Annotated in this window: 23 protein-coding genes, 1 pseudogene and 1 riboswitch; of the genes and pseudogenes, 15 read left to right on the top strand and 9 right to left on the bottom strand. The window is 68.0% G+C overall.

Going from position 1 to position 23,887, the window contains the following annotated elements:
• Nucleotides 1-85: 85 nt before the first annotated feature.
• The 6 genes from lysS to G6N07_RS16220 all read left to right on the top strand — a co-directional run bounded on the left by lysS (nt 86) and on the right by G6N07_RS16220 (nt 6,783).
• Nucleotides 86-1,612, top strand: a complete 1,527-nt coding sequence (gene lysS / locus G6N07_RS16245; protein WP_085188375.1) for a lysine--tRNA ligase — start codon at nt 86-88, stop codon at nt 1,610-1,612.
• Between the two features lie 114 nt (nt 1,613-1,726).
• Nucleotides 1,727-2,068 carry a histone-like nucleoid-structuring protein Lsr2 gene (gene lsr2 / locus G6N07_RS16240; protein WP_085188377.1) on the top strand — a complete coding sequence of 114 codons (342 nt, stop codon included), beginning with the start codon at nt 1,727-1,729 and terminating at the stop codon, nt 2,066-2,068.
• Between the two features lie 352 nt (nt 2,069-2,420).
• Nucleotides 2,421-4,964, top strand: coding sequence for an ATP-dependent protease ATP-binding subunit ClpC (gene clpC1, locus G6N07_RS16235; protein ID WP_085188378.1), 2,544 nt, complete (start codon nt 2,421-2,423; stop codon nt 4,962-4,964).
• Between the two features lie 86 nt (nt 4,965-5,050).
• Nucleotides 5,051-5,240: riboswitch (cobalamin riboswitch) on the top strand.
• Nucleotides 5,241-5,246: 6 nt separating this feature from the next.
• A complete protein-coding gene (locus G6N07_RS16230; RefSeq protein WP_085188585.1) occupies nt 5,247-5,411 on the top strand; it encodes a CbtB domain-containing protein in 165 nt (54 codons plus the stop codon).
• A gap of 29 nt (nt 5,412-5,440) precedes the next feature.
• Nucleotides 5,441-6,235, top strand: a complete 795-nt coding sequence (locus G6N07_RS16225; RefSeq protein ID WP_085188380.1) for a CbtA family protein — start codon at nt 5,441-5,443, stop codon at nt 6,233-6,235.
• Nucleotides 6,232-6,783, top strand: a complete 552-nt coding sequence (locus tag G6N07_RS16220) for a histidine phosphatase family protein (RefSeq protein ID WP_085188382.1) — start codon at nt 6,232-6,234, stop codon at nt 6,781-6,783. Before G6N07_RS16225 ends, G6N07_RS16220 begins: the two co-directional genes overlap by 4 nt.
• Nucleotides 6,784-6,791: 8 nt before the next feature.
• Here the strand turns inward: G6N07_RS16220 and G6N07_RS16215 are convergent, their stop codons facing one another.
• Together G6N07_RS16215 and mhuD are read right to left on the bottom strand one after the other, a co-directional pair.
• Entirely contained in the window at nt 6,792-8,171 is a 1,380-nt protein-coding gene (locus tag G6N07_RS16215) for a serine hydrolase (RefSeq protein ID WP_085188383.1), read from the bottom strand.
• Nucleotides 8,146-8,475 (bottom strand): mycobilin-forming heme oxygenase MhuD, encoded by a 330-nt coding sequence (mhuD, locus tag G6N07_RS16210; RefSeq protein ID WP_085188385.1) that lies wholly within the window; start codon nt 8,473-8,475, stop codon nt 8,146-8,148. The genes G6N07_RS16215 and mhuD overlap by 26 nt, the downstream gene beginning before the upstream one ends.
• 38 nt (nt 8,476-8,513) lie before the next feature.
• Between mhuD and G6N07_RS16205 the strand changes: the two genes are divergently transcribed.
• Nucleotides 8,514-9,284 (top strand): alpha/beta fold hydrolase, encoded by a 771-nt coding sequence (locus tag G6N07_RS16205; protein WP_085188386.1) that lies wholly within the window; start codon nt 8,514-8,516, stop codon nt 9,282-9,284.
• Here G6N07_RS16205 and G6N07_RS16200 read toward each other — a convergent pair.
• Nucleotides 9,258-9,521, bottom strand: a complete 264-nt coding sequence (locus G6N07_RS16200) for a hypothetical protein (protein ID WP_085188388.1) — start codon at nt 9,519-9,521, stop codon at nt 9,258-9,260. The genes G6N07_RS16205 and G6N07_RS16200 overlap by 27 nt on opposite strands.
• A 71-nt stretch (nt 9,522-9,592) precedes the next feature.
• Here G6N07_RS16200 and G6N07_RS16195 point away from each other — a divergent pair, with 71 nt between their 5' ends.
• On the top strand, nt 9,593-10,573 hold the full coding sequence (locus G6N07_RS16195; protein WP_085188390.1) for a GlxA family transcriptional regulator: 981 nt from the start codon (nt 9,593-9,595) through the stop codon (nt 10,571-10,573).
• 16 nt (nt 10,574-10,589) lie between these two features.
• Here G6N07_RS16195 and G6N07_RS16190 read toward each other — a convergent pair whose 3' ends face one another.
• Together G6N07_RS16190 and G6N07_RS16185 are read right to left on the bottom strand one after the other, a co-directional pair.
• A complete protein-coding gene (locus tag G6N07_RS16190; RefSeq protein ID WP_085188391.1) occupies nt 10,590-12,452 on the bottom strand; it encodes a putative bifunctional diguanylate cyclase/phosphodiesterase in 1,863 nt (620 codons plus the stop codon).
• Nucleotides 12,453-12,512: 60 nt separating this feature from the next.
• On the bottom strand, nt 12,513-13,379 hold the full coding sequence (locus tag G6N07_RS16185) for an HhH-GPD family protein (RefSeq protein WP_085188393.1): 867 nt from the start codon (nt 13,377-13,379) through the stop codon (nt 12,513-12,515).
• A gap of 29 nt (nt 13,380-13,408) precedes the next feature.
• Here G6N07_RS16185 and G6N07_RS16180 point away from each other — a divergent pair, with 29 nt between their 5' ends.
• Both G6N07_RS16180 and G6N07_RS16175 read left to right on the top strand, forming a co-directional pair.
• The gene (locus G6N07_RS16180; RefSeq protein ID WP_085188395.1) at nt 13,409-14,029 is read left to right on the top strand and encodes a carbonic anhydrase; all 621 of its coding nucleotides are present in this window, start codon (nt 13,409-13,411) and stop codon (nt 14,027-14,029) included.
• 57 nt (nt 14,030-14,086) lie between these two features.
• Nucleotides 14,087-14,857: a hypothetical protein gene (locus G6N07_RS16175; protein WP_085188396.1), complete on the top strand. Its 771-nt coding sequence runs from the start codon at nt 14,087-14,089 to the stop codon at nt 14,855-14,857.
• Between the two features lie 4 nt (nt 14,858-14,861).
• Here the strand turns inward: G6N07_RS16175 and disA are convergent, their stop codons facing one another.
• The 3 genes from disA to G6N07_RS16160 all read right to left on the bottom strand — a co-directional run bounded on the left by disA (nt 14,862) and on the right by G6N07_RS16160 (nt 18,049).
• Nucleotides 14,862-15,977, bottom strand: coding sequence for a DNA integrity scanning diadenylate cyclase DisA (gene disA, locus G6N07_RS16170; protein WP_085188398.1), 1,116 nt, complete (start codon nt 15,975-15,977; stop codon nt 14,862-14,864).
• Complete coding sequence (gene radA / locus G6N07_RS16165; protein ID WP_085188400.1) at nt 15,949-17,400, bottom strand: DNA repair protein RadA; 1,452 nt, start codon at nt 17,398-17,400, stop codon at nt 15,949-15,951. Before radA ends, disA begins: the two co-directional genes overlap by 29 nt.
• A 73-nt stretch (nt 17,401-17,473) precedes the next feature.
• Entirely contained in the window at nt 17,474-18,049 is a 576-nt protein-coding gene (locus G6N07_RS16160) for a copper chaperone PCu(A)C domain-containing protein (RefSeq protein ID WP_085188402.1), read from the bottom strand.
• 308 nt (nt 18,050-18,357) lie between these two features.
• Here G6N07_RS16160 and carD point away from each other — a divergent pair, with 308 nt between their 5' ends.
• The 5 genes from carD to rlmB are packed head-to-tail and all read left to right on the top strand — an operon-like array spanning nt 18,358 to nt 22,425.
• On the top strand, nt 18,358-18,846 hold the full coding sequence (gene carD / locus G6N07_RS16155) for an RNA polymerase-binding transcription factor CarD (protein WP_059093232.1): 489 nt from the start codon (nt 18,358-18,360) through the stop codon (nt 18,844-18,846).
• Between the two features lie 7 nt (nt 18,847-18,853).
• Entirely contained in the window at nt 18,854-19,519 is a 666-nt protein-coding gene (gene ispD, locus G6N07_RS16150) for a 2-C-methyl-D-erythritol 4-phosphate cytidylyltransferase (protein WP_085188403.1), read from the top strand.
• Nucleotides 19,516-20,013 (top strand): 2-C-methyl-D-erythritol 2,4-cyclodiphosphate synthase, encoded by a 498-nt coding sequence (ispF, locus tag G6N07_RS16145; protein ID WP_085188405.1) that lies wholly within the window; start codon nt 19,516-19,518, stop codon nt 20,011-20,013. Before ispD ends, ispF begins: the two co-directional genes overlap by 4 nt.
• A 19-nt stretch (nt 20,014-20,032) precedes the next feature.
• A complete protein-coding gene (cysS, locus tag G6N07_RS16140; protein WP_085188407.1) occupies nt 20,033-21,478 on the top strand; it encodes a cysteine--tRNA ligase in 1,446 nt (481 codons plus the stop codon).
• A gap of 2 nt (nt 21,479-21,480) precedes the next feature.
• Entirely contained in the window at nt 21,481-22,425 is a 945-nt protein-coding gene (gene rlmB, locus G6N07_RS16135) for a 23S rRNA (guanosine(2251)-2'-O)-methyltransferase RlmB (protein WP_085188408.1), read from the top strand.
• Here the strand turns inward: rlmB and G6N07_RS16130 are convergent.
• Nucleotides 22,426-23,838: pseudogene (locus G6N07_RS16130) on the bottom strand (purple acid phosphatase family protein); the annotation flags it as partial.
• Nucleotides 23,839-23,887: the final 49 nt, after the last annotated feature.

Raw genomic sequence — 23,887 nt, 5'->3', positions numbered from 1 at the left:
ATCGGTTCGTCAAAGGCGCTGAGGTCGCCGCCGACGATTGCGGCGTGCAGGGTGGTGGCAAAGACAGCAATTAAGCTGGCACCCCGTGACACCGACCGCCGGCGGCGACAACACGCCCGAGAACGATCCTGACATCCCCGAGCAGTTCCGCATTCGTCAGGCCAAGCGGTTGCGTCTGCTGGCCGACGGGCGCGACCCCTACCCGGTGGCCGTGGACCGCACGCACACCCTCGCCGAGGTGCGGGCCGCTTTTCCGGACCTGCCCGTTGACTCCCAGACCGGAGAGGTCGTCGGCGTCGCGGGCCGCGTCGTGTTCGCCCGCGACTCGGGGAAGCTGTGTTTCGCCACTATCCAGGAAGGTGACGGTACGCAGCTCCAGGCCATGGTCAGCCTCGCCGAAGTGGGGCAGGAATCGCTCGACAGCTGGAAAGCCGACGTCGACCTGGGTGACATCGTGTTCCTGCACGGGCAGGTCATCAGTTCGCGTCGCGGCGAGCTGTCTGTGCTGGTCGATTCTTGGCAAATCGTCTCCAAGTCGCTAAGACCGTTGCCGGTTGCGCACCGGGAGATGAGCGAGGAGGCGCGCGTGCGGCAACGCTACGTCGATCTCATCGTGCGTCCCGAGGCCCGCACCATCGCGCGTCAACGCGTTGCCGTCGTACGCGCTGTCCGCAACGCGCTGGAGCGGCGTGGATTCCTCGAACTCGAGACTCCCATGCTGCAGACCCTGGCCGGCGGCGCGGCGGCCAGGCCCTTCGTCACGCACTCCAACGCGCTCGACGTGGACCTATACCTACGCATCGCGCCGGAACTGTTCCTCAAGCGCGCCCTGGTCGGCGGTTTCGAGAAGGTCTTCGAGCTCAATCGCAACTTCCGAAACGAAGGTGTCGACTCAACGCATTCCCCTGAATTCGCGATGTTGGAGACTTATCAGGCATACGGCGACTACAACGATTCCGCTGTCATGACCCGGGAACTAATTCAGGAGGTCGCCGACGAGGCGATCGGCACCCGTCAAGTGCCATTGGCAGATGGTACTGTCTACGACCTCGACGGCGAGTGGGAGTCGGTGGAAATGTACCCGTCGCTGTCCGCGGCGCTGGGTGAGGAGATCACGCCGCAGACCACTGCCGAAGAACTCTGGCGGATCGCCGACCGACTGGGTATGGAGATTCCGCGGGACCGCGGATACGGCCACGGGAAATTGGTGGAGGAACTGTGGGAGCACACCGTCGGCGAGGATCTCTGGGCGCCCACCTTCGTACGGGACTTCCCGGTGGAGACCACCCCGCTGACGCGGTCGCATCGCAGCATGCCCGGCGTCACGGAGAAGTGGGATCTGTATGTCCGCAAGTTCGAGTTGGCCACCGGGTATTCCGAACTCACCGACCCGGTAATTCAACGGGACCGATTCGAGGCACAGGCGCGGGCGGCGGCCGCCGGTGACGACGAGGCAATGATTCTCGATGACGATTTCCTGACGGCATTGGAGTACGGCATGCCGCCGACCACTGGTACCGGAATGGGCGTCGACCGGTTGTTGATGGCGCTTACCGGCCTGTCAATTAGGGAGACAATTCTCTTCCCGATTGTTCGCCGTCACGCCAAGTGAACTCCTGCGAAAGCGGCGTTGTTGAATCGTGTATATTCATATGACACATGGGAGGCCGCGATCCGGTAACCACAACTATCCGCCAAGCGCAGGCAGAAGGGTCAGTGTGAATTGATGGCGAAGAAAGTCACCGTCACGTTGGTCGATGATTTCGACGGTGAAGGTACCGCCGATGAAACGGTTGAATTCGGACTCGACGGAGTCAGCTATGAGATCGATCTCTCCAGCAGGAACGCGAAGAAGCTGCGCGAAGACCTGAAGCAGTGGGTCGACGCGGGGCGCCGCGTCGGCGGTCGCCGCCGTGGCCGTGCCACCGGACCAATCAGGGCCCGCGGTGCCATCGATCGCGAGCAGAGCGCAGCGATCCGGGAATGGGCCCGCCGTAACGGTCACAACGTCTCTACCCGCGGCCGGATCCCCGCCGACGTCATCGACGCCTTCCACGCCGCAACCTGAGTTCGGCAACAATGGGCAACGCCTTGGTGCGTTGCCCGTTTCGCGTCTGATGCCCGGGCAGAGGGGCTTTCGCTGCTGGCGAACCGATCGTCGCCGCGCTCCGGAAACGAATCCCCGGATTGCAGCGTTGACATGGTCAGCAGCAACAACCAGGGCGAACGGTGCAGTACCGACGGCGTCGGAGGTCCGGGCAAACTGGTATTCGATGGCGGTACGGACCGCCAATCACGGCGCTCGCTGCAGCCGACCGATAGAGTGGACGGCAGGTGTACTGAAGTTCAGTGGCAACAGTCAGTAGCGGCGCCTCTGGGCAACGTACGCCACCTATGCGATGGAGAGCAGGTAACCACCGATGTTCGAACGTTTTACCGACCGTGCCCGCAGGGTCGTCGTCCTGGCTCAGGAAGAAGCCCGGATGCTCAACCACAATTACATCGGCACCGAGCACATCCTCCTGGGACTTATTCACGAGGGCGAGGGTGTAGCGGCCAAGTCTCTGGAGTCGCTGGGCATCTCCCTGGAAGGCGTGCGCAGCCAGGTCGAGGAGATTATCGGCCAGGGCCAGCAGGCGCCGTCCGGCCACATCCCCTTCACCCCGCGCGCCAAGAAGGTCCTGGAGCTGTCCCTGCGCGAGGCGCTGCAACTCGGCCACAACTACATCGGCACCGAGCACATCTTGCTCGGTCTCATCCGCGAGGGTGAGGGTGTCGCCGCCCAGGTCCTGGTCAAGCTCGGCGCCGAGCTGACGCGCGTGCGGCAGCAGGTGATCCAGCTGCTCAGCGGCTACCAGGGCAAGGAGTCCGCGGAGGCCGGTACCGGCGGCCGCGGGGGAGAGTCCGGCAACCCCTCCACCTCCCTGGTGCTCGACCAGTTCGGCCGCAACCTGACCGCAGCCGCGATGGAGGGCAAACTCGACCCCGTCATCGGCCGTGAGAAGGAGATCGAGCGGGTCATGCAGGTGCTCAGCCGCCGCACCAAGAACAACCCCGTGCTGATCGGCGAGCCAGGTGTCGGCAAGACCGCGGTCGTCGAGGGCCTCGCCCAGGCGATCGTCCACGGCGAGGTGCCCGAAACGCTGAAGGACAAACAGCTCTACACACTCGACCTGGGGTCACTGGTAGCCGGTTCGCGCTACCGCGGTGACTTCGAGGAGCGCCTGAAGAAGGTCCTCAAGGAGATCAACACCCGCGGCGACATCATCCTGTTCATCGACGAGCTGCACACCCTCGTCGGCGCGGGCGCCGCCGAGGGCGCGATCGACGCCGCCAGCATCCTCAAGCCGAAGTTGGCCCGCGGTGAGCTGCAGACCATCGGCGCCACCACCCTCGACGAGTACCGCAAGTACATCGAGAAGGACGCCGCCCTGGAACGCCGCTTCCAGCCGGTCCAGGTCGGTGAGCCGACCGTCGAGCACACCATCGAGATTCTCAAGGGTCTGCGCGACCGCTACGAGGCGCACCATCGCGTCTCGATCACCGACAGCGCGATGGTGGCCGCAGCGACACTGGCCGACCGCTACATCAACGACAGGTTCCTGCCGGACAAGGCGATCGACCTGATCGACGAGGCCGGTGCCCGGATGCGGATTCGCCGGATGACCGCTCCACCAGACCTGCGCGAGTTCGACGAGAAGATCGCCGATGCCCGCCGGGAGAAGGAGTCCGCGATCGACGCGCAGGACTTCGAGAAGGCCGCGAGCCTGCGCGACAAGGAGAAGCAACTCGTCGCCCAGCGCGGGGAGCGGGAGAAGCAATGGCGCTCGGGTGATCTCGACGTCGTGGCGGAGGTCGACGACGAGCAGATCGCCGAGGTGCTCGGCAACTGGACCGGCATCCCGGTGTTCAAGCTGACCGAGGAGGAGACAACTCGGCTGCTGCGTATGGAGGACGAGCTGCACAAGCGGATCATCGGCCAGGAAGACGCCGTCAAGGCCGTCAGCAAGGCGATCCGTCGCACCCGCGCCGGCCTGAAGGATCCCAAGCGCCCCTCGGGCTCGTTCATCTTCGCCGGCCCGTCCGGTGTCGGTAAGACCGAGCTCTCGAAGGCGCTGGCGAACTTCCTGTTCGGCGACGACGACGCACTCATCCAGATCGACATGGGCGAGTTCCACGACCGCTTCACGGCGTCGCGGCTGTTCGGTGCCCCTCCGGGCTACGTCGGCTACGAAGAGGGCGGCCAGCTCACCGAGAAGGTGCGCCGCAAGCCGTTCAGCGTCGTGCTGTTCGACGAGATCGAGAAGGCCCACCAGGAGATCTACAACAGCCTCCTGCAGGTCCTCGAGGACGGCCGCCTCACCGACGGTCAGGGTCGCACGGTCGACTTCAAGAACACCGTGTTGATCTTCACCTCGAACCTCGGTACCTCCGACATCAGCAAGGCGGTCGGGCTCGGCTTCACCAAGGGCGGTGGCGAGAACAACTACGAGCGGATGAAGCAGAAGGTCAACGACGAGCTGAAGAAACACTTCCGCCCGGAGTTCCTCAACCGCATCGACGACATCATCGTGTTCCACCAGCTGACGCAGGACGAGATCATCAAGATGGTCGACCTGATGATCGGCCGGGTGTCCAACCAGCTGCGGGCCAAGGACATGACGATGGAGCTCACCGACCGGGCCAAGGCGTTGCTGGCCAAGCGCGGGTTCGATCCCGTGCTCGGGGCACGGCCGCTGCGTCGCACGATCCAACGCGAGATCGAGGACCAGCTGTCGGAGAAGATCTTGTTCGAGGAGATCGGACCCGGTCAGCTGGTCACCGTCGACGTCGACAATTGGGACGGCGAGGGGACAGGCGAGGACGCGAGATTCACCTTCATCGGTGGTGCGAAGCGGTCTGAGCCCCTCGAGCCAGATCTGGCGCAAGCCGGCGCCGCCGGTGCGCCGGGCGCAGCCGAGTAACGACGAGTCGCAAACGGGCGGTCACCTCACGGGGGCCGCCCGTTTCGTCTTTCCCGGACGTTCGACCAGGGTGACGGCGCGATTTCGCCGCGCCATGCTTAGGATGTGCGATGTAATCGGCAGGCGTAGGAATCTGGTGAGAATCCAGAACGGTCGCGCCACTGTGAGAGTCAGACCCGACGCCTGCTTCATTCCACTCGGGACGCGAAATCCCGGAAAGGACCCCTGATGACGTCACCGCAAGCGCGCCAGACCCGCGTTCCGGCCATCGACCTGTCGGCCATGCGCGCCACGGTCTGGTTGTCGGCCACCGCGTTCCTGGCGCTGCTGGTGCTCTACTTCCTCGGCTTCGATCAGGGGGCGAGGTCGGTCTTCGGCGCCGACAACACGGCGATCCACGAATTCGTCCACGACGCACGCCATCTCCTCGGCTTCCCCTGCCACTGACCGACCGGCAGAGGAGGGACGAAGTCAACATGGAGCGGCAGATCATCGGGCGCGGCCTTCTGGCCGGTGCCCTCGCAGCCGCGGTCGCGTTCGTCTTCGCGCGGATCTTCGTCGAACCCGTCATCGACCGGGCCATCGCGTACGAAGGCGGTGTCGGCGCCGCTCACCAGGCGATCGAACACGCCGGACACGGCCACAGCCACGGCGAGGACGGCGGGGGATTCTCCCGCGCCATCCAGATGAACGTTGGCCTGGGCTTCGGCATGCTCACGTTCTGCGTCGCGATGGGCGCATTGTTCGCGATCGTGTTCGCCGTCGCCTACGGACGAGTCGGCAACGTCTCCGCTCGGTTGCTGTCGCTGTACGTGGCCGCCGGCATGTTGTTGAGCCTCTACGTCGTCCCGTCTCTGAAATATCCGGCGAGCCCGCCGGCGCTGAGTCTCGACGAGACCCTGCGGCAGCGGACGCTGCTGTACCTGCTGGTGGTCGCCATGTCGGCCGCGCTGCTAGTCGGAGCCGTCTATTTGGGGCGCCGATTGCAGGAGCGGCTCGGCACCTGGAATGCCACGCTGGCAGGCGCGGGTGCCTACGTGGTGGTCAGCACGGTGTTGATGCTGGTTCTGCCGACCGTCGACGAGACGCCCGGTCCCGTCCGTGACGACGCCGGGGTGATCGTGTACGAGGGCTTCCCGGCCGACGTCCTCTACGACTTCCGGCTGTACTCGCTGGGCACTCAGGCAGTGATGTGGGCGACGATCGCGTGCGTGTTCGCACCGCTGGCGTCGCGTCTGCTCGACGGCCGCCGAGAGATCCTCCGGGCGTGAGCGAGGTCGTCCGGCTGACACTGGTGTCGCACGCGATGACCGACGCCGTGTCGGCCGGACGGTTCCCCACCGACGAGCCGCTGAACGCCCAGGGTAACCGCCAGGCCGACACCTGTGTCGAGCTGGGGCCCACCGACGCCGCGTACTGCGGACCGGAGAAGCGGACCAGGCAGACCGCCGAGCTTCTCGGTCTGCACGCCGTCGTCGAACCGCTGCTTGCCGATCTCGACTGCGGCCGGTGGCGCGGCGACGTGCTCGGCGGTGTGGAGCCGGCCGAGCTCGCGATCTGGCTCACCGATCCGGCCCAGGCGCCGCACGGCGGGGAGACGGTGGTTCAGGTGATCGAGCGGGTGCGTCGGTGGATGGACTCACTGGCGCGTCGGCGCGGCAGATTGGTGGCCGTCACCCATCCTGCTGTCGTGCGCGCGGCCATCCTGGTCGTGCTCGACGCGCCCGCGAAGTCGTTCTGGCGCGTGGACATCGCGCCGGTGAGCCGCACGGTGCTGCACTTCCGCGGCCACGCGTGGACACTGCGGTCCCCTCTTTGACTCGCGCGTCAGTCGGCGACCGGCACCATCGCGAAGGTCTGGTGCACGATCGACAGCAGCCATCTCGCTGCGGTGCGACTGCGGTACCGGGGCCAGTTGAGCTGGAAACTCACCACCCACGGCTGGCCGGTGTGGTCGACGGCGTACCAGCTGAATGTCAGGTCGCCGGGCAGGTTGCCGCCCTTCGCCCCGATGTATGGCCATTTCGCGCGGTCGACATCTACCCCGGGGATGGCCGAAAGGATGTCCTTGACGGGGGCGGCCTCGCCGACAGCCGCGGCCTGCAGCGCGGCGTGGACGCGGCAGATGTCGGATGCGCTGCCGTACCACTCGGCGCCGTAATCGGAGGCCGGCGTATGCGTGCGGGCCGGGTCGGGTTCGTACGGACGCGAATCGGTCTGCTTCAGCAGCGCCGCGCGGCCGGCAGGGTCGGCCTTCTTCCACTGCTCGCGCAAATCGGGCTCACCCCAGCCTACGGAGAACATCTCGTGCATGGTCGGGAACGGCGTCATGCTGGCCGGATCGTGGTGGCCGGCGGCTACCAGCGCCCGCTCCACCGCACCCGGGCCGAGGCGCTCGATCAGCAGGTCGGTGGCCATGTTGTCGCTGGCGGAGATCATCTGCTGGGCCGCGGAGCGGACCGATACGGTCGCACCGGTCGGCAGTTCGTCGAGGCCGGCCGAACCGACGGCCTTCGAACGCTCGGTGATGGTGAGCTGGTCGTCCCAGTTCACGCGGCCGGTGGTGACGGCGTCGGCCACGGCGAGCAGTACGTAGAGCTTGAAGATCGACGCCAGCGGCAGCGACATCTCGGTGTTGGTGCCTGACACCTTTTGGCACTTGCCGATCGGGCCGCCCTGGGTGACCCGCGACACCTGGTAGGAGTAACGCGCGCCGGAGCTGCCCAATACGGCGTCGATGTCCGCCCAGTTCTCGATCACCGGCGGGCGCAACGTCACGTCGAACCGGTCGACCAAACCGTTGTCGTCGGTGCGCAGATCGATGTCCTGTTCGGCGCCGTACGGCGTCTCGACGCGCAGGGTCGCGGTGCCCGCGCGGATGTCGACCCCGGTGACGGTGATCGGGCGGTCCCACCACAGGTTGCCCATGGCGTCGATGATGCCGTCGACCTCGGCCTCGACGGCCATCGTGCGCACGTTGACATCGCCGATGGGCCAGTCGGAATTGACCATGTCCATGGTCTGCTTGGCGCGCAGGCCCTGTGGCGTAGTGGTGCCGATGTGCGCGCCGTAAGCCGCGTCGGCCGGTGCGGTGCGCTGGTCGCCGCATCCGGACACTGAGGAGACGACGAGCGCGGCAGCAGTCGCCAGGCCGGTCACCCGGCGTGCTGTTCGCGTCGCGTCAGGCCTTCTCGCCGGACCCCGCAACGTCGAGCACGACCTCGAATTCCAGCAGCGAGGCACCGGTCGCGACCGGGTTGGCGGCCTGACCCTTGTGCGCCTCGATCGCCGGGCCGGTCGCCCAGGCTTGGAATGCCTCTTCGGTTTCCCACTGCGTGACGACGAAGTAGCGGTTCTCGCCCCTGACGGGCCGCAACAGCTGGAAGCCGAGGAAGCCGGGCTGGTTGTCGACGGCGTGTGCGCGGTGCGCGAACCGCTTCTCCAATTCCGGGCCGGCGTCCGGCGGGACCTCGATTGCATTGATCTTCACCACAGGGTTCTGGCTGGGCATGCGGTTAGGTTACCGCTTGGGCTGGGCAAGATGAGCACATGCACTCGCCACTGTTGACCCCCCGGGGTGGCGACGGCGCACCGCTGGTCCTGGTGCACGGCCTGATGGGACGCGGCACCACGTGGGGGCGTCAGCTGCCGTGGCTGACCGGTCTTGGCACGGTCTACACCTACGACGCGCCGTGGCACCGCGGCCGGGATGTGGTCGATTCGCATCCGATAGGTACAGAGTGCTTCGTGGCCGAACTCGGCGACGCGGTCGCGCGCATCGGCTGCCCGGCCACGCTGATCGGTCATTCGATGGGCGCGCTGCACGCGTGGTGCCTGGCCGCGGACCGGCCCGACCTGGTGACCGCGGTGGTGGTCGAAGACATGGCGCCGGACTTTCGCGGCCGCACCACCGGACCCTGGGAACCGTGGCTGCGCGCGCTGCCCGTCGAGTTCGAAACCGAACAACAGGTGTTCGCCGAGTTCGGCCCGATCGCCGGGCGCTACTTCCTCGAGGCCTTCGACCGCACCGCGACCGGGTGGCGGCTGCACGGGCGGCGGCGTCACTGGATCGACATCGCCGCCGAGTGGGGGCGCCGCGACTTCTGGCATCAGTGGCAACAGGTGCGGGTCCCGGCCCTGTTGCTCGAGGCGGGAAACACCGTCACGCCGCCGGGACAGATGCGTCAGATGGCCGAAACCGGTTACCGCACGAGGTATCTGAAGGTGCCCGACGCCGGTCATCTCATTCACGACGAGCAGCCGAAGGTGTACCGCGGCGCCGTGGAGGCATTCCTAACGTCGCTCCCCCAGCACGCCTGAGGCCGGCCGCACCGGGTGTTCCTCGAAGCGGGTGCGGATCGCGTCGAGGTCGTGTTGGACCCGGTGATAATCGCGGTCCTCGTCGCGCCGGCTGTCGAATCGTCCTGCCATCGGGGCCCACACACGGAACTGGTCGAGGTCCCAGCGCAGGATCCCGGCCCGGCGTGCTGTCCAGATCAGGACCGCCGTCAGGGCGAACGGATTCAACACGGCGAGGGAGATCAGTGCTGTAGTCACGGCAGTTATCTTTCGACTGGGCACAGTCCGCCAACAGTGGCAGGACTGACCGCTTACGCTAATATGCTGCCATGCCGCTGAGAAGCGTATCGACACTCGTGCTCGACGGGCTGGCGGTTTTCGAGTTCGGCATCATCTGCGAGGTTTTCGGTATCGACCGCTCCGCGGATGGCGTCCCCGTTTTCGACTTCAAGGTCTGCGGACCGGTGGCGGGTGAACCCGTGCGCTCGACGATCGGCGCTCACCTCAGCCCGCGGCACGACTTCGACGATCTCCTAGGCGCGGACCTGGTCGCCGTACCCGCGATCGCCTCCGGCGGCAACGGCTACCCGCGCGAGGCGCTCGAGGTGCTGCGCGAGGCGGCCGCACGCGGATCGATCATCCTGACGGTCTGCTCGGGGGCCTTCGTCGTCGGCGCCGCGGGGCTGCTCGACGGCAGGCCGTGTACGACGCACTGGATGTATGCCGATCTGCTGGCGCGGACGTACCCCACCGCTCGGGTCGACCGTAACGTGCTGTTCGTCGACGACGGCAACCTGATCACGAGTGCCGGTACCGCGGCCGGAATCGACGCCTGCTTGCACCTGGTCCGGCGCGAACTGGGCAGCGAGGTCACCAATCGGATCGCCCGCCGGATGGTGGTGCCGCCCCAGCGCGACGGCGATCAGCGGCAGTACATCGAACAGCCGATCCCCCTCAGACGCTCGGAACGCTTTGCGCCGCAACTAGACTGGATCGTGGCCAATCTCGAGAAGCCGCACACCGTCAGCACGCTCGCGCGGCGGGCCAACATGTCGGCGCGCACCTTCGCCCGTCGCTTCGTCGAGGAGACGGGCACCACCCCGATGCAGTGGGTGACCGATCAGCGGGTTCTCTATGCGCGTCGGATGCTCGAGGAGAGCGATCTCGACATCGAGCGCATCGCCGAGCGGTCCGGATTCGGTACGGCCACCCTGCTGCGCCACCACTTCCGCCGGACCGTCGGCGTGACCCCCACCGACTACCGCAGGCGGTTCTGTTGCAACGACACCGAGGCCGAGCCTACGGCGTAGGGCTGCTGCCGTCGGTTCACGGTTGCGGCGTCGTCACGCCACGCCAGGCGTCGACGGCGATGCACCCCTGACGAAACAGTGCCTCCATCGCGGCGCCGTCGACCGGACGGGACAGCATGAAACCCTGGGCGCGCGGGCAACCCAGGTCGAGCAACGTCGTGGCGGCCGCGACGGTCTCGACGCCCTCGGCGACGACCTCGAGTTCGAACGCGTCGGCCAACGCCAGGATCGCGCGAACGATCGCCAGGTCGCCGGGGCTGGCGCCGAGGTCACGCACGAAGCCACGGTCGATTTTCAGGGTGTCGACCGGAAGTGACTTCAGGTGCGTCAGAGCGCTGTAGCCGGTGCCGAAGTCGTCGATCGCGATACGCACGCCGACCTCTTTGAGCGCCGCCAATGTGTGGCGGGTGGCCTCGATGTCCTGGACCACCACACTCTCGGTGATCTCCAGGCAGACAGCGGAACCGCCGACCCCGAACTCATCGAGGGTGTCCGCGACAGTGGCCGCGAACCCGTCCGAAACCAGTTGCACGGGGGAGACGTTGACGCGCAGGACCGCGTCGCAGGCCGTACGCCGCGACCTCCAGCGGGCGAAGTCCGCGCACGCCGAGCGCATCACCAGGCGACCGAGTTTTCCTGCCAGATTGATGGACTCGGCCACGCCGATGAACGACTCGGGCAGCAGCAGGCCCCGCGTCGGATGCCGCCAGCGGACCAGCGCCTCGGTGCCGAGCACCTTTCCGGTGCGCATGTCCACCTCGGGTAGGTAGTGCAGGACCAGAGCGCTACTGGCTTCGTCGATCACCCCTTCGAGATGCATCTCGATGTCGTTGCGGATGGCGTGCTGCGACGCCATCTCGGTGGTGAACACCGCGGTCCTGCTGCCCCCGGCGCTCTTTGCCGACAGCGCGGCCTGGTCGGCTCGGCGCAGTAGGTCCGACGTGGTGTCGTCACCGGGGGTCCCGACGGCCACACCGATACTCACCGTACGGGCGAGCATCTCCCCGTCGATCTCCACCCTGCGCTGCAAGAAGGTCTGCAGCTGGCGGGCGAAGCTCTCGACCGTCTCGACATCCATCGGGTCGTCGGGCACCACCACGAACTCGTCACCGCCGACGCGGGCGATCGCGGCGGGTCTCTCGGTCCCGGCCCGCAACCGTTCGGCGAACATCTTGATGAACTGGTCGCCCGCGCTGTGCCCCAGGTAGTCGTTGACGGTTTTGAGGCGGTCCAGGTCGAGGAAGAGCGCCGACACCGGACCGGGGCGCCCCTCGGCGAGACGCTGGTCGAGGTGCGCCATCAGGGCCCGGCGGTTGAGCAGCCCGGACAGGTCGTCGTGCTGGGCGAGGTACTGGAGTTGCTCTTCGGCGGCGATGCGGGCCTGCAACTGGGCGAACAGCGTCGCGATCGCCTGCAGCGCGTTCAGCTCCTCGGGGGTCCACTCGCGGTCACCGACCTTGATGAATCCGAGGATGCCCGAGGTCGTCTCTCCCGAGAGCAGCGGCACGCACGCCATCGACACCGACGGCACACCTCGGCCCTTCTCGATGCGGCGCTGGTAGTCGTCGTTGTCCGGGTCGGGTCGCACGATGAGGGGCGTCTTGAGGTATTCGGCCTGCCGGAAGATCGGGTCGGCCTCGGAGAAAAAGATGACCCCGATCGGATCCGGGTCCGGAATGTGATCGCGGATCGGCCATTCGGCCACCAGCTTGGTCGCCTTGATGATGTGGTCGTTGTGACGCAGGAAGCTGAAGTCGACGCCGAGATGGGCGACGACGTCGGCGAGGACCCGGGTGCAGCTGTCGACCACGTTGGCGGCGGTGGCGGCCATCAACTCCGCGGCCGCCGCGGTGACGACCTGATCCAGGCTGCGGGTCATGTGCTGACGGTATCCCCCAGGAGGTTCCCCGGGTGGGTCACCATCCTGGTATCGCCGCGTTCACGAACCCTCGCCGGCGAGCGCGAAGCGGCCGTCGGTGGCCTGCTCGACCAGCCCGTCGGCGAGGAGCGAATCCAGTGCGCGGTCGCGCTGTGCCGGGTCCGTCTGCCACGCGACGTCGAGTTGGGCGCGCGACACCGGCGACTCGCGGTCGCGGAGCACATCGAGCAGCCGGCCGCGCACCTGCCGATCGGTGCCCGCGTAGCGCTGCACTTTGCGGGTCGGTGTGGTCGCCGCCGGATACCCCAGCGAGCGCCATGTGCACGCGCCCAGTGGGCAAAAGCCGCAGCGCGGTCGGCGCGCCCTGCATACCGTCGCCCCCAGTTCCATCACCGCAACCGAGAAACGCGGTGCCTCAGGGCCTTCCGGGAGCAGCGCGGCCACGTCGTCGAGGTCGCGGCTGCTCGCCGGGCTGTCGGCACGGCCATGCACGGTACGTGCGACAACCCGGCGGACGTTGGTGTCGACCACCGGCACCTGCTGCCCATAGGCGAAGCAGGCCACAGCTCTGGCGGTGTATGCGCCGATGCCCGGCAGGGTCAACAGGACCTCGACGTCCGACGGCACCTCGTCACCGTGCTCGGTCGCGATCACCGTCGCGCATTCGTGCAGACGTTTGGCCCGGCGCGGGTACCCGAGCTTGCCCCAGGCGCGCAGCACGTCGGCGGCACCAGCGGCGGCGGTGGCCGACGGCGTCGGCCACCGTGCGATCCAGCTCAGCCAGGTCGGTTCGACGCGGGCCACCGGCGTCTGCTGCAACATGAACTCGCTGACCAGGATCTGCCAGGGCGTCACACCCGGCCTGCGCCACGGCAGGTCCCGCTGCTCACGGTCATACCAAGCCAAAAGCCCGGCCGCGTCGATCATCTCTCAACCACTCAGGCAGAATATGCCGCATGCCGAATACCAGCCCGGTGACTGCATGGAAGGCACTCAGAGCGGGAAACGAGCGCTTCGTCGCGGGTCGGCCCGAGCATCCGAGCCAGGGCATCGAGCACCGCGCCGGCCTCGCGGAGGCCCAGCGGCCCACCGCGGTGGTATTCGGCTGCGGTGACAGCCGGGTGGCCGCGGAGATCATCTTCGACCAGGGCCTCGGCGACATGTTCGTCGTGCGCACGGCAGGCCACGTCATCGACTCCGCGGTGCTCGGCTCCATCGAGTACGCGGTGACGGTCCTCGAAGTGCCGCTTATCGTGGTGCTCGGTCACGACAGCTGCGGTGCGGTGAAGGCGACGCTGTCCGCGCTGGACGACGGCGTCGTGCCCGGCGGCTATGTCCGCGACATCGTCGAAAGGGTGACTCCGTCGATCCTGCTGGGTCGTCGCGACGGGTTGACCCGAGTCGACGAGTTCGAGGAGCGCCATGTCAACGAAACTGCGGTGCAACTGCACGACCGGTCCACCGCGATCGCCTCGCGCATCGAGGCGGGCACGGTCGCCATCGCCGGTGTGACTTATCACCTGGCCGACGGCCGCGCACAGCTGCGCGCCCACCTGGGCGACATCGGCGAAGCCTGAGGCGACACGCCGAAGCACCTCGGCCGATTGGGCGTGACCGGGCTTTACCGTGGTCATGTGCTGGATCTGGAACCGCAAGGCCCGCTGCCTACGCAGATCTACTGGCGGCGCAGGGCGCTGGCGCTGGGCGTCGCGGTGGTGGTCATCGGGATCGTCGCCGCAGTGGTCGCGATGGTGGTGTCGAGCGGTTCGGACGCAGAGACGAAGAACGCCGAGCAGTCGGCTACCGCCGAGGTGGGGCCCGCGCCGCTGCCGGGGGAGAACCCAGAGGTCAAGACTCCGATCGTGCCGCCGCTGCAGCAGGCTCCGCCACCCACGCCGACGCCCACCGCGGCCGTCGCACCGCCGCCGGTGCTGCAGGAGGGCGACGACTGCCCGGATTCCACGCTCGCCGTCAAGGGCATCACCAGCCAGCCCGAGTACGTCGTCGGCGATCAGCCGAAATTCACGATGGTCGTCACCAACATCGGCCTGGTCGCCTGCAAGCGTGACGTGGGTGCGGCCGTGCTTGCGGCGTACGTGTACTCGCTCGACAACACCCGCCTGTGGTCCAACCTCGACTGCGCCCCGTCGAACGAGACCCTGGTCAAGACCTTCGCTCCGGGTGAGCAGGTCACAACGGAGGTCACGTGGACGGGGATGGATTCGGCACCGCAGTGCCCCCTGCCCCGTCAGCCGATCGGCGCCGGCACGTACAACCTGATCGTGCAGCTGGGCAACCTCCGGTCCTCGCCGGTGCCGTTCATCCTGGCTCCCGCCACGCCGCCGGGTCAGGCGCCGGCACCCGGCGCCCCGGGTGCCCAGCCTCCCGCTGCCGGAGTGGGCTGAGCCGTCAGGCCAGCCGGTCCGCGATCGTCGACTCGGCGAGCAGCGACAGACCCTCTCTGATGTGGCGCGCCCACATCGAACCGATGCCCTCCACCGACTGCAGATCGTCGGCGCTGGCCGCCAACAGGCCCTGCAGTGAGCCGAACGAACGCACCAGCAGGTCGACGTGGGCGAACTGCAGGCGCGGAATGCCGGCCATCGCGCGATAACCGCGGGAGCTCATCGCCGAATCCTGCGCCTCCAGGGTGGAGGGGTACCCCAAAACCCTTGCCAGCGTCGTGAAGTCGAGCAGTTCGTTGTCCGACAGCGAGTCCAGGTCCTCGAGCGTCGCGCTGACCTGTGCGGGCGTCGGCGGGTCGGGGTTGGCGTGGTAGTCGCGCACGATCAGCTCACGGGCGGTGTCGTTGTCACCGACGAGCTCCTCGAGCTGCAGTTTGAGCTGACGGCCGTCGGTGCCGAGTTCGACCACGTCCGCGTCGATCTCGAGGCTGATCCGACGCACCATCTCCAGCCGCTGCACGACGGTCATCACGTCGCGCAGCGTCACGAAGTCCTCGATCTCGGCGGTCGACAGCTGCCGGCTGACCTCGTCGAGGCGGGACTTGTAGCGCTCGAGGGTGGCGATGGTCTGATTGGCCCGAGACAGGATCGTCGGGGTGTCGGGAACCACGTGCCGCTCCCCGGCCACGTATACGGTCACGATGCTCATCGAGTGGCTGACCGAGATGACCGGATAGCCGGTCTGGACCGCGGTGCGCTCGGCGGAGCGGTGGCGGGTCCCGGATTCGTCGGTCGGGATCGATGGGTCGGGCACCAGTTGAACGTTGGCCCGCAGGATCCTGGTGCCGTCGCTGGACAGTACGACAGCGCCGTCCATCTTCGACAGCTCGCGCAACTTGGTCGGCGCGTAGCGCACGTCGAGTTCGAATCCGCCGTCGCAGATCGCCTCGACGCTGTCGTCGTAGCCCAGCACGATCAGAGCACCGGTGCGGCCACGCAGGATGCGCTCGAGACCGTCGCGCAGGGGCGTCCCGGGGGCCAGGCGGCCGAGCGTCTCCCGCAGCGTCGGACGGGCCAGCTGGACGACGTTGCTACTCGTCCTGGCGGTCTTCACGGCCATCATGCCTCCTGGGTCGGCCGCCATTGTCCGCGATGCGGTCCAGCACCCGCAACGCCGCCGAGATGTTTTCGGCGCACAGCAGCCGCAGTCCGGGCGGCACCCCTGTGGTGCCGGGCGGGACTACCGCGGTGGTGAACCCCAGCCGGGCCGCCTCGGCAAGCCGGCGGTCCATGCCGGTCACCCGGCGCAGATCACCTGCGAGGCCGAGTTCGCCGATCACCACAGAATTGGCGGGCATCGCGCGCTCCTTGCACGCCGAGGCCATCGCGATCCCGACGGCGAGATCCGACGACGGGTCGGTCAGCCGCATGCCGCCGACCGTCGACAGATAGATGTCGCAGGGTCCCACCTGCAGCCTGGCGTGTTTGTCGAGGACCGCGGCGATCATCGCGGCGCGGGCCGAGTCGATACCGCTGACCGCGCGCCGGGGATGAGGGCCGGTCGGCGGCCCGACGAGTGCCTGGACCTCGCCGATGAGTGGCCGCTTGCCGTCGAGTGTCACCGTCACCGCGGTTCCGGCCACCGGGGTGTCCCGCTGGTCCCGGAAGAGCCCGGACGGATCGGCCACGCATTCGATGCCGTTGTCGTGCAACTGGAAACAGCCGACCTCGTCGGCGGCGCCGAACCGGTTCTTCACCCCGCGGACCATCCGCAGCGTCGAGTTGCGGTCGCCTTCGAAGTGCAGTACCACGTCGACGAGGTGTTCCAGCGACCGCGGCCCGGCGATCGCCCCGTCCTTGGTGACGTGGCCGACCAGCACCATGGCGATGCCACTTGCCGCCCACAAGGTGGACTCGGGCCCCGCCGCACCCTTGGCGTACTGGGTGAGCGTGGTGGTGACTGCCCGCACCTGGGTGACTCCGCCGGTGACGCCGTCGTTCTCACTGGTGGACATGGTCTGCACGGAGTCGACGACCACGAGGCTGGGCTGAACGGCGTCGATGTGGCCGAGCGCGGTGGGCAGATCGGATTCAGCGGCGAGGTACAGCTCGTCGTGGGCGCAGCCGGTGCGTTCGGCCCGCAAGCGCACCTGCCCGGCGGACTCCTCACCGGTCAGGTACAGCGCCCGCCGTCCGGAGGCGGCCCAGCGGTGCGCGACCTGGAGGAGCAGTGTCGACTTGCCGACGCCCGGATCACCGGCGAGCAGGGTCACCGAACCGGGCACCAGTCCGCCGCCGAGGACCCGGTCGAGTTCGCTGATCCCTGTCGCGTCGTGTCTGGTTCGGCCCGGATCGATGCTGCTGATGGGGACGGCGGGGCAGGTGGGTGCTATTGCGCGCCGAGCGGGCGCACCGGCGACGGCGGCCAGGACCGCGACTTCCTCGACGGTTCCCCAGGTGCCGCAGTCCGGACAGCGGCCGACCCACTTGGCGGTGACATGCCGGCACTCCGAACAGCGGTATTGGGAACGTGCCTTGGCCACGGGACGACGGTATCGGTCGGGGCCGACAAATCCCGACCGGCGCCGGTCACTGCCTGCGCGTGTCGCGCTGGGGTCAGTGTCCGCCGGAGTGGTCGGACTCCCCGCCGCTGTCGTCACGCCGGGGCGCCTCGCCTGCCGAGATCGGCACCGAGACGGTCACCTCGCCGCTGCGTTGGAACGTGAACGTGAACGGATAGGTCAGCCCGTTGGTGATCGGCTCGGTGAGCTTGACGACGGCGGTCAGCGGTTCGGCCGGCTCGACGCTCTCCAGCGCGGCGGTCTGACCGTCGGGCTCCCCGGCGACCAGCACGCCGGTCGGCGCGATCGCCGTGTCGCCACGGAGCGACACCGACCCGATGTCGGAGCGGATGGACACAAGTTTGTCGGGCTGGTCGGGTGAGTCGTTGGTGGCGACGAAGAGCAACTCGACCTGGCTGCCCGGACGGACGTAGTCCGAGTTCTGCGGGGCGCGCAGGTGGACGTTGCGCAGTGAGACGTCACCGGTTTCGGCGTTGACGCCGTTGACGGCGGCCGCCTGGGTGGCGGTCTGGGAGACCTGACCGGCTCCGCAGGCCGTGAGCCCGAGTGCCAGCGCGCACGCCGCCACCCCGGCGGTGACGGCAGAAGCGCGCGGATGGATGCGGTTCACTCAAGCCTCCTGCAGGGGGGTCGCCCAGAGTCGTTCACAGTTCGACTATGCAGAGTAGTAGGTGGCGGTCGGCGGTGACCACGGTGGGCCGTGGAGCGCAGCCGGCACACAGTCCAACGGTGTTGCGCGGCACGTGCACCGGTGCCGGCCGAGAGTCGGCAATGGCTCTCCCGATCGTCGCCCCGTTGCACGAAAACACCCCCCTGTCAACCCCTGATCTTCACCCGTTGTGCCCCTGACCTGCACCGTTGTTCCACACGTGTCGGGGGCCCGTGTTAACATGGGCACGTGAAAGGGGCTCGAAACTGATGATTTTCAAGGTCGGAGACACCGTTGTTTATCCACACCACGGTGCTGCGTTGATCGAAGCGATCGAAACCCGAACCATCAAGGGCGAGCAGAAGGAGTACCTCGTCCTCAAGGTCGCCCAGGGCGATCTCACCGTTCGAGTACCCGCCGACAACGCCGAATACGTCGGGGTGCGTGACGTTGTCGGGCAGGAGGGTCTGGACAAGGTCTTCCAGGTGCTGCGTGCGCCGCACACCGAGGAGCCGACGAACTGGTCACGCCGCTACAAGGCGAACCTGGAGAAGCTGGCGTCCGGTGACGTGAACAAGGTCGCCGAGGTCGTGCGCGACCTGTGGCGTCGGGATCAGGAGCGCGGCCTTTCCGCGGGTGAGAAGCGCATGCTGGCCAAGGCCCGGCAGATCCTGGTGGGTGAGCTGGCGCTGGCCGAGAACACCGACGACGAGAAGGCCACGATCATTCTCGACGAGGCGCTGGCTGCCGCCTCCTGACGCACGGATGACCACAGTGGCCGTCGTCCCGGCCGCGGGATCCGGTCAACGGCTCGCGGCCGGCGCGCCCAAAGCGTTCGTGAATCTCGCGGGCCGGCCGATGCTCGAACGAGCCATCGCCGGTCTGCGCGATTCCGGCGTCGTCGACGGCATCGTGGTCGCCGTTCCGCCGAGTCGCACCGACGAAGCGAAGCTGCTCTTCGGGGGTGAGGCTGTCATCGTCGCGGGCGGGGCCGACCGCACCGAATCGGTGAGCCTCGCGCTCGCCGCCGTGGGCGATGCCGACTACGTGCTCGTCCACGACGCCGCACGCGCTCTCACACCACCGTCGCTGGTGACCCGGGTCGTCCGCGCGCTCCAGGCGGGCCACAGCGCGGTGGTGCCCGCACTTCCGGTGGCCGACACCATCAAGGCCGTCGACGCCAACGGGGCCGTGCTCGGCACCCCCGAGCGGGCCGGCCTGCGTGCGGTGCAGACCCCGCAGGGATTCCACATCGACGTGCTGCGCCGTGTCTATGCGCGGGCCGGCGATGGCGGTTTCACCGACGACGCGTCGATGGTCGAACAGGCGGGCGGGCAGGTGCAGGTGGTCGACGGCGACCCGCTGGCGTTCAAGATCACCACTCCTCTCGATCTCGTGTTGGCCGAGGCGATCCTGGCAGGCGAGCGGTGAGCCTGCCCCGCGTCGGCGTGGGTACCGATGTGCACCCGACCCAGGTGGGCCGCCCCTGCTGGCTGCTGGGTCTGCGGTTCGAGGGCGCCGACGGGTGCGCCGGACATTCCGACGGTGACGTCGCCGCCCATGCGCTCTGCGACGCTCTGCTGTCTGCGGCCGGGTTGGGGGATCTCGGCGATGTCTTCGGTACCGGGCAGCCCGAGTGGGAGGGCGTCAGCGGCGCCGACATGCTGCGCCACGTCAGAGAACTCTTGCGGGAAACCGGTCTGCGGGTGGGCAATGCGGCCGTCCAGGTGATCGGGAACCGGCCGAAGGTGGGGCCGCGGCGCGCCGAAGCCCAGGAGCTGCTGTCCGAGCTGATCGGCGCACCGGTATCGGTTTCGGCGACCACGACCGACGGGCTGGGGTTGACGGGCCGCGGCGAGGGTTTGGCCGCGATCGCCACGGCGCTGGTCGTCCCCGACTGGTCGCGGTCGGATAACCCCACGTAGACCGGTAAGCTGGCGCGTCGTGACCGATCGCGCAGAAGCCGGCCGGTCGGCGACATCGCCGACGGGTCTAGCCCTCTACGACACCATGGCGGGTGCTGTGCGCGATTTTGTGCCGCTGCGCGCCGGACATGTCTCCATCTACCTCTGCGGGGCGACCGTGCAGGGGCTGCCACACATCGGCCATGTTCGCAGCGGCGTGGCATTCGACGTCCTGCGTCGCTGGCTGACCGCCAAAGGCCTCGACGTGGCGTTCATCCGCAACGTCACCGACATCGACGACAAGATCCTCAACAAGGCCGCCGACGCCGGCCGGCCGTGGTGGGAGTGGGCGGCCACCTACGAGCGGGCGTTCACCGCCGCCTATGACGCGCTGGGGGTGCTGCCGCCGTCGGCCGAGCCTCGGGCGACCGGGCACATCACCCAGATGGTCGAGTTGATCGATCGGTTGATCGAGCGCGGGCATGCCTACACCGGTGACGGGGACGTCTACTTCGACGTCGCGACGCTGCCCGACTACGGCAAGCTCTCCGGGCACCGCATCGACGACGTCCACCAGGGCGAGGGCGTCGCGACCGGTAAACGCGACCAGCGCGACTTCACGCTGTGGAAGGGCGCCAAGCCGGGGGAACCGTCATGGCCCACCCCGTGGGGTCGCGGCCGGCCCGGCTGGCACACCGAATGCGTCGCGATGTGCGAGGCGTACCTGGGCGCAGAATTCGACATCCACGCCGGCGGAATGGATTTGGTGTTCCCGCACCACGAGAACGAGATCGCCCAGGCCGAAGCGGCCGGCGACGGCTTCGCCCGCTTCTGGCTGCACAACGGGTGGGTGACCATGGGTGGCGAGAAGATGAGCAAGTCGCTCGGCAACGTGCTCTCGATTCCCGCTGTGCTGCAACGAGTCCGGGCAGCCGAGCTGCGCTACTACCTGGGCAGTGCGCACTACCGGTCGATGCTCGAGTTCTCCGAGACCGCGCTGCAGGACGCGGTCAAGGCCTACACCGGGATCGAGGACTTCCTGCACCGCGTCCGCACGCGGGTGGGCACCGTGGTGCCCGGCGAGTGGACCGAGAAGTTCGCCGCCGCACTCGACGACGATCTGTCGGTGCCGATTGCCCTGGCCGAGGTGCACGCCGCGCGTGCGGTGGGCAACCGGGCGCTCGACTCCGGCGACCATGAGACGGCGATGACGCAGGCCCGCTCGATCCGCGCCATGATGGGCATCCTCGGCTGCGACCCGCTCGACCAACGGTGGGAGTCGCGCGACGAGACGTCGGCGGCACTGGCCGCGATCGACGTGCTGGTCCGGTGGGCCCTCGACAGCCGTACCGAGGCCCGCAACCGCAAGGACTGGGCGACGGCCGATCAGATCCGTGACCGGCTCAAGGAGGCCGGCATCGAGGTCACCGACACCGCCGACGGCCCGCAATGGTCGTTGCTCGACGGCGACAGCAAGGATGCCTGACGATGGCGGGTAATTCGAAACGCCGTGGCGCAGTTCGCAAAGCGGGCACAAAGAAGGGCCCGACCGTCGGCTCGGGCGGCGTGCGGCGGCGCGGTCTCGAAGGCCGCGGCGCGACACCGCCCGCGCATGAGCGGCCCCACCACCCGGCGGCCAAACGGGCCGCCAGGGTGCAGAAGCAACAGCAGCGGCGGCCGGCTCGCAAGACCGACGAGACCGAACTGGTGCTGGGCCGCAACCCGGTGGTGGAATGCCTGCGCGCCGAGGTGCCGGCCAGTGCGCTGTACGTGGCGCTGGGCACCGAGGCCGACGAGCGGGTCACCGAGGCCGTTCAGATCGCCGCCGACACCGGGATCCCGATCCTCGAAGTGCCGCGTTCGGACCTCGACCGCATGAGCAACAACGCCCTGCACCAGGGCCTGGGGCTGCAGGTGCCGCCGTACGACTACGCCCATCCCGACGACCTGCTCGCAACGGCGAAGGCGGACGGCGCTCCGGCGTTGCTGGTCGCGCTCGACAACATCTCCGATCCCCGCAACCTCGGTGCGATCGTGCGGTCGGTGGCGGCGTTCGGCGGCCACGGGGTGCTGATCCCGCAGCGCCGCTCCGCGTCGGTGACCGCGGTCGCTTGGCGTACGAGTGCCGGTGCGGCAGCCCGGCTTCCGGTCGCCCGGGCCACCAACCTCAACCGCACGCTCAAGAGTTGGGCCGACGGCGGCCTTCAGGTGGTCGGCCTGGACGCCGACGGTGACACAATTCTCGACGAACTCGACGCCACCGGTCCGGTGGTGGTGGTCGTTGGCTCGGAGGGCAAGGGGCTGTCGCGCCTCGTCCGTGAACACTGCGATGCGGTGGTCTCGATCCCGATGGCCGGCCCGACCGAATCATTGAACGCCTCGGTGGCCGCGGGCGTGGTGCTGGCCGAGATTGCCCGCCAGCGCCGCAGCTGATCAACCCCGACGCGGCCGCGTCAGCACGAACTGGTCGACCACCCGGGTGTCCCCGAAGGGCCCCTCGACGGCGAGGTACGTCGCGGTGATCGTAGTCGGCCCGTCCGGTGCTCCCGGGTCGACATCGAACATCATGAAGCCGCAGGCATTCTCGGTGTCCCGGAAGGCGAGCCAGGGTGCCGGCTCCTCCACGTAGCGAGGCACCCGGTGACCGGAGGTGATGTCCATCTCGCCGACGCCGACCAGCACGCGGCATCGTGCGTCGGCGAAGAATCTGCGATTCGACGGGATCGACGTTCCTCCCGCGCCGATCACCAGGTGCACCGTCCCTCTGCTGGTGTCGACGTGGTCGACGTCGGAGTCGACAGGTCTGGGCGTCAGCGTCTCCGTCGGCAGGGCACCCCGGACCGGGTGGCTCCGCTCGTAGTGGTGTTCGTGTCCGCACACCACCAGGTCGACCCCGTAGCGGTCGAACAGCGGCAACCACTCCTCACGGATTCCGAGATCGGCGCCATTGGTGTCCGCGCCGGTCGACACGGCGGTCTGGTGCATGCACACCACGATCCAGTCGACGGCGCTGTCACGGCTGGTGCGCTCGAGCTCTCCTGCCAGCCAACGTTTCTGCGCTCCGCCCGAATACCCGCGGATGTACGAGTTGCCGGCGTCCTGATAGCAGACGTCGTCGTTGTTCAGGGTGATGACGCGCACCGATCCGGCGGTGAAGGCGTACCACAGTCCACCCATGTCGTTTCGCGCCCCGGAGTCCGGCACCGCGAAGTACGACTGATACGCCGTATATCCGACGGGTCCGTTGCCGATCTCGTTCTCGTGGTTGCCCGCCGCGGGCATCCACGGCCGGTGCCGCGCTGAGCGGGAGTTGTTCTCGAACCAGTCCGACCAGGTCCTGATCGGGTCGCAGGACAGGTTCGCGTAGCTCAGGTCACCGTTGATCAGGTGGAAGAGCGGACGGGTGCGCTCGATGGCGGTGGTGATGTCCCCGGCCGCCGGCGAGCCGTTGCTGTCGCTGAAGTATCGGCCGAGCAGGGTGTTCAACATCGGTGTCGATTGGTCCCCGAAACTGGTGAAGCGCAACGGAGCCCGGCCGCGCGGTGCGGTTCGGACGGTACCCAGTTCGGGTTGAGCGCCGTCGTGCAGGGCGGCGTAGACGTAATCGGTGTCGGGCGCCAAGCCGGTGAGGCGTGCGTGGTGAACGTCGATCCCGGTACCGCTGGCGGCATCGGTGTAGGAGACTGTGTCCGCGGCCACGATGCTGTCCAGGCCGCCGGTCAGCGTCCCGTACATGACGTGCGGCTCGTCGACCGGCGCGGGGGTGTGCCAGGACGCGACGATCTCCGTCGACGCGTCGGCCCCGAACTGCAGGTGCAGGCCCGCCACCCGCGGTGGGCTGCCCGAGGATGTGAGTCGGTGTGGTGGCACATGTTCGGTGCTACGCGATTGAATC

Origin of the sequence: Mycolicibacterium doricum (assembly GCF_010728155.1) — a bacterium.
Classification (GTDB): domain Bacteria; phylum Actinomycetota; class Actinomycetes; order Mycobacteriales; family Mycobacteriaceae; genus Mycobacterium; species Mycobacterium doricum.
This window is presented reverse-complemented; position numbering and strand designations above follow the sequence as displayed.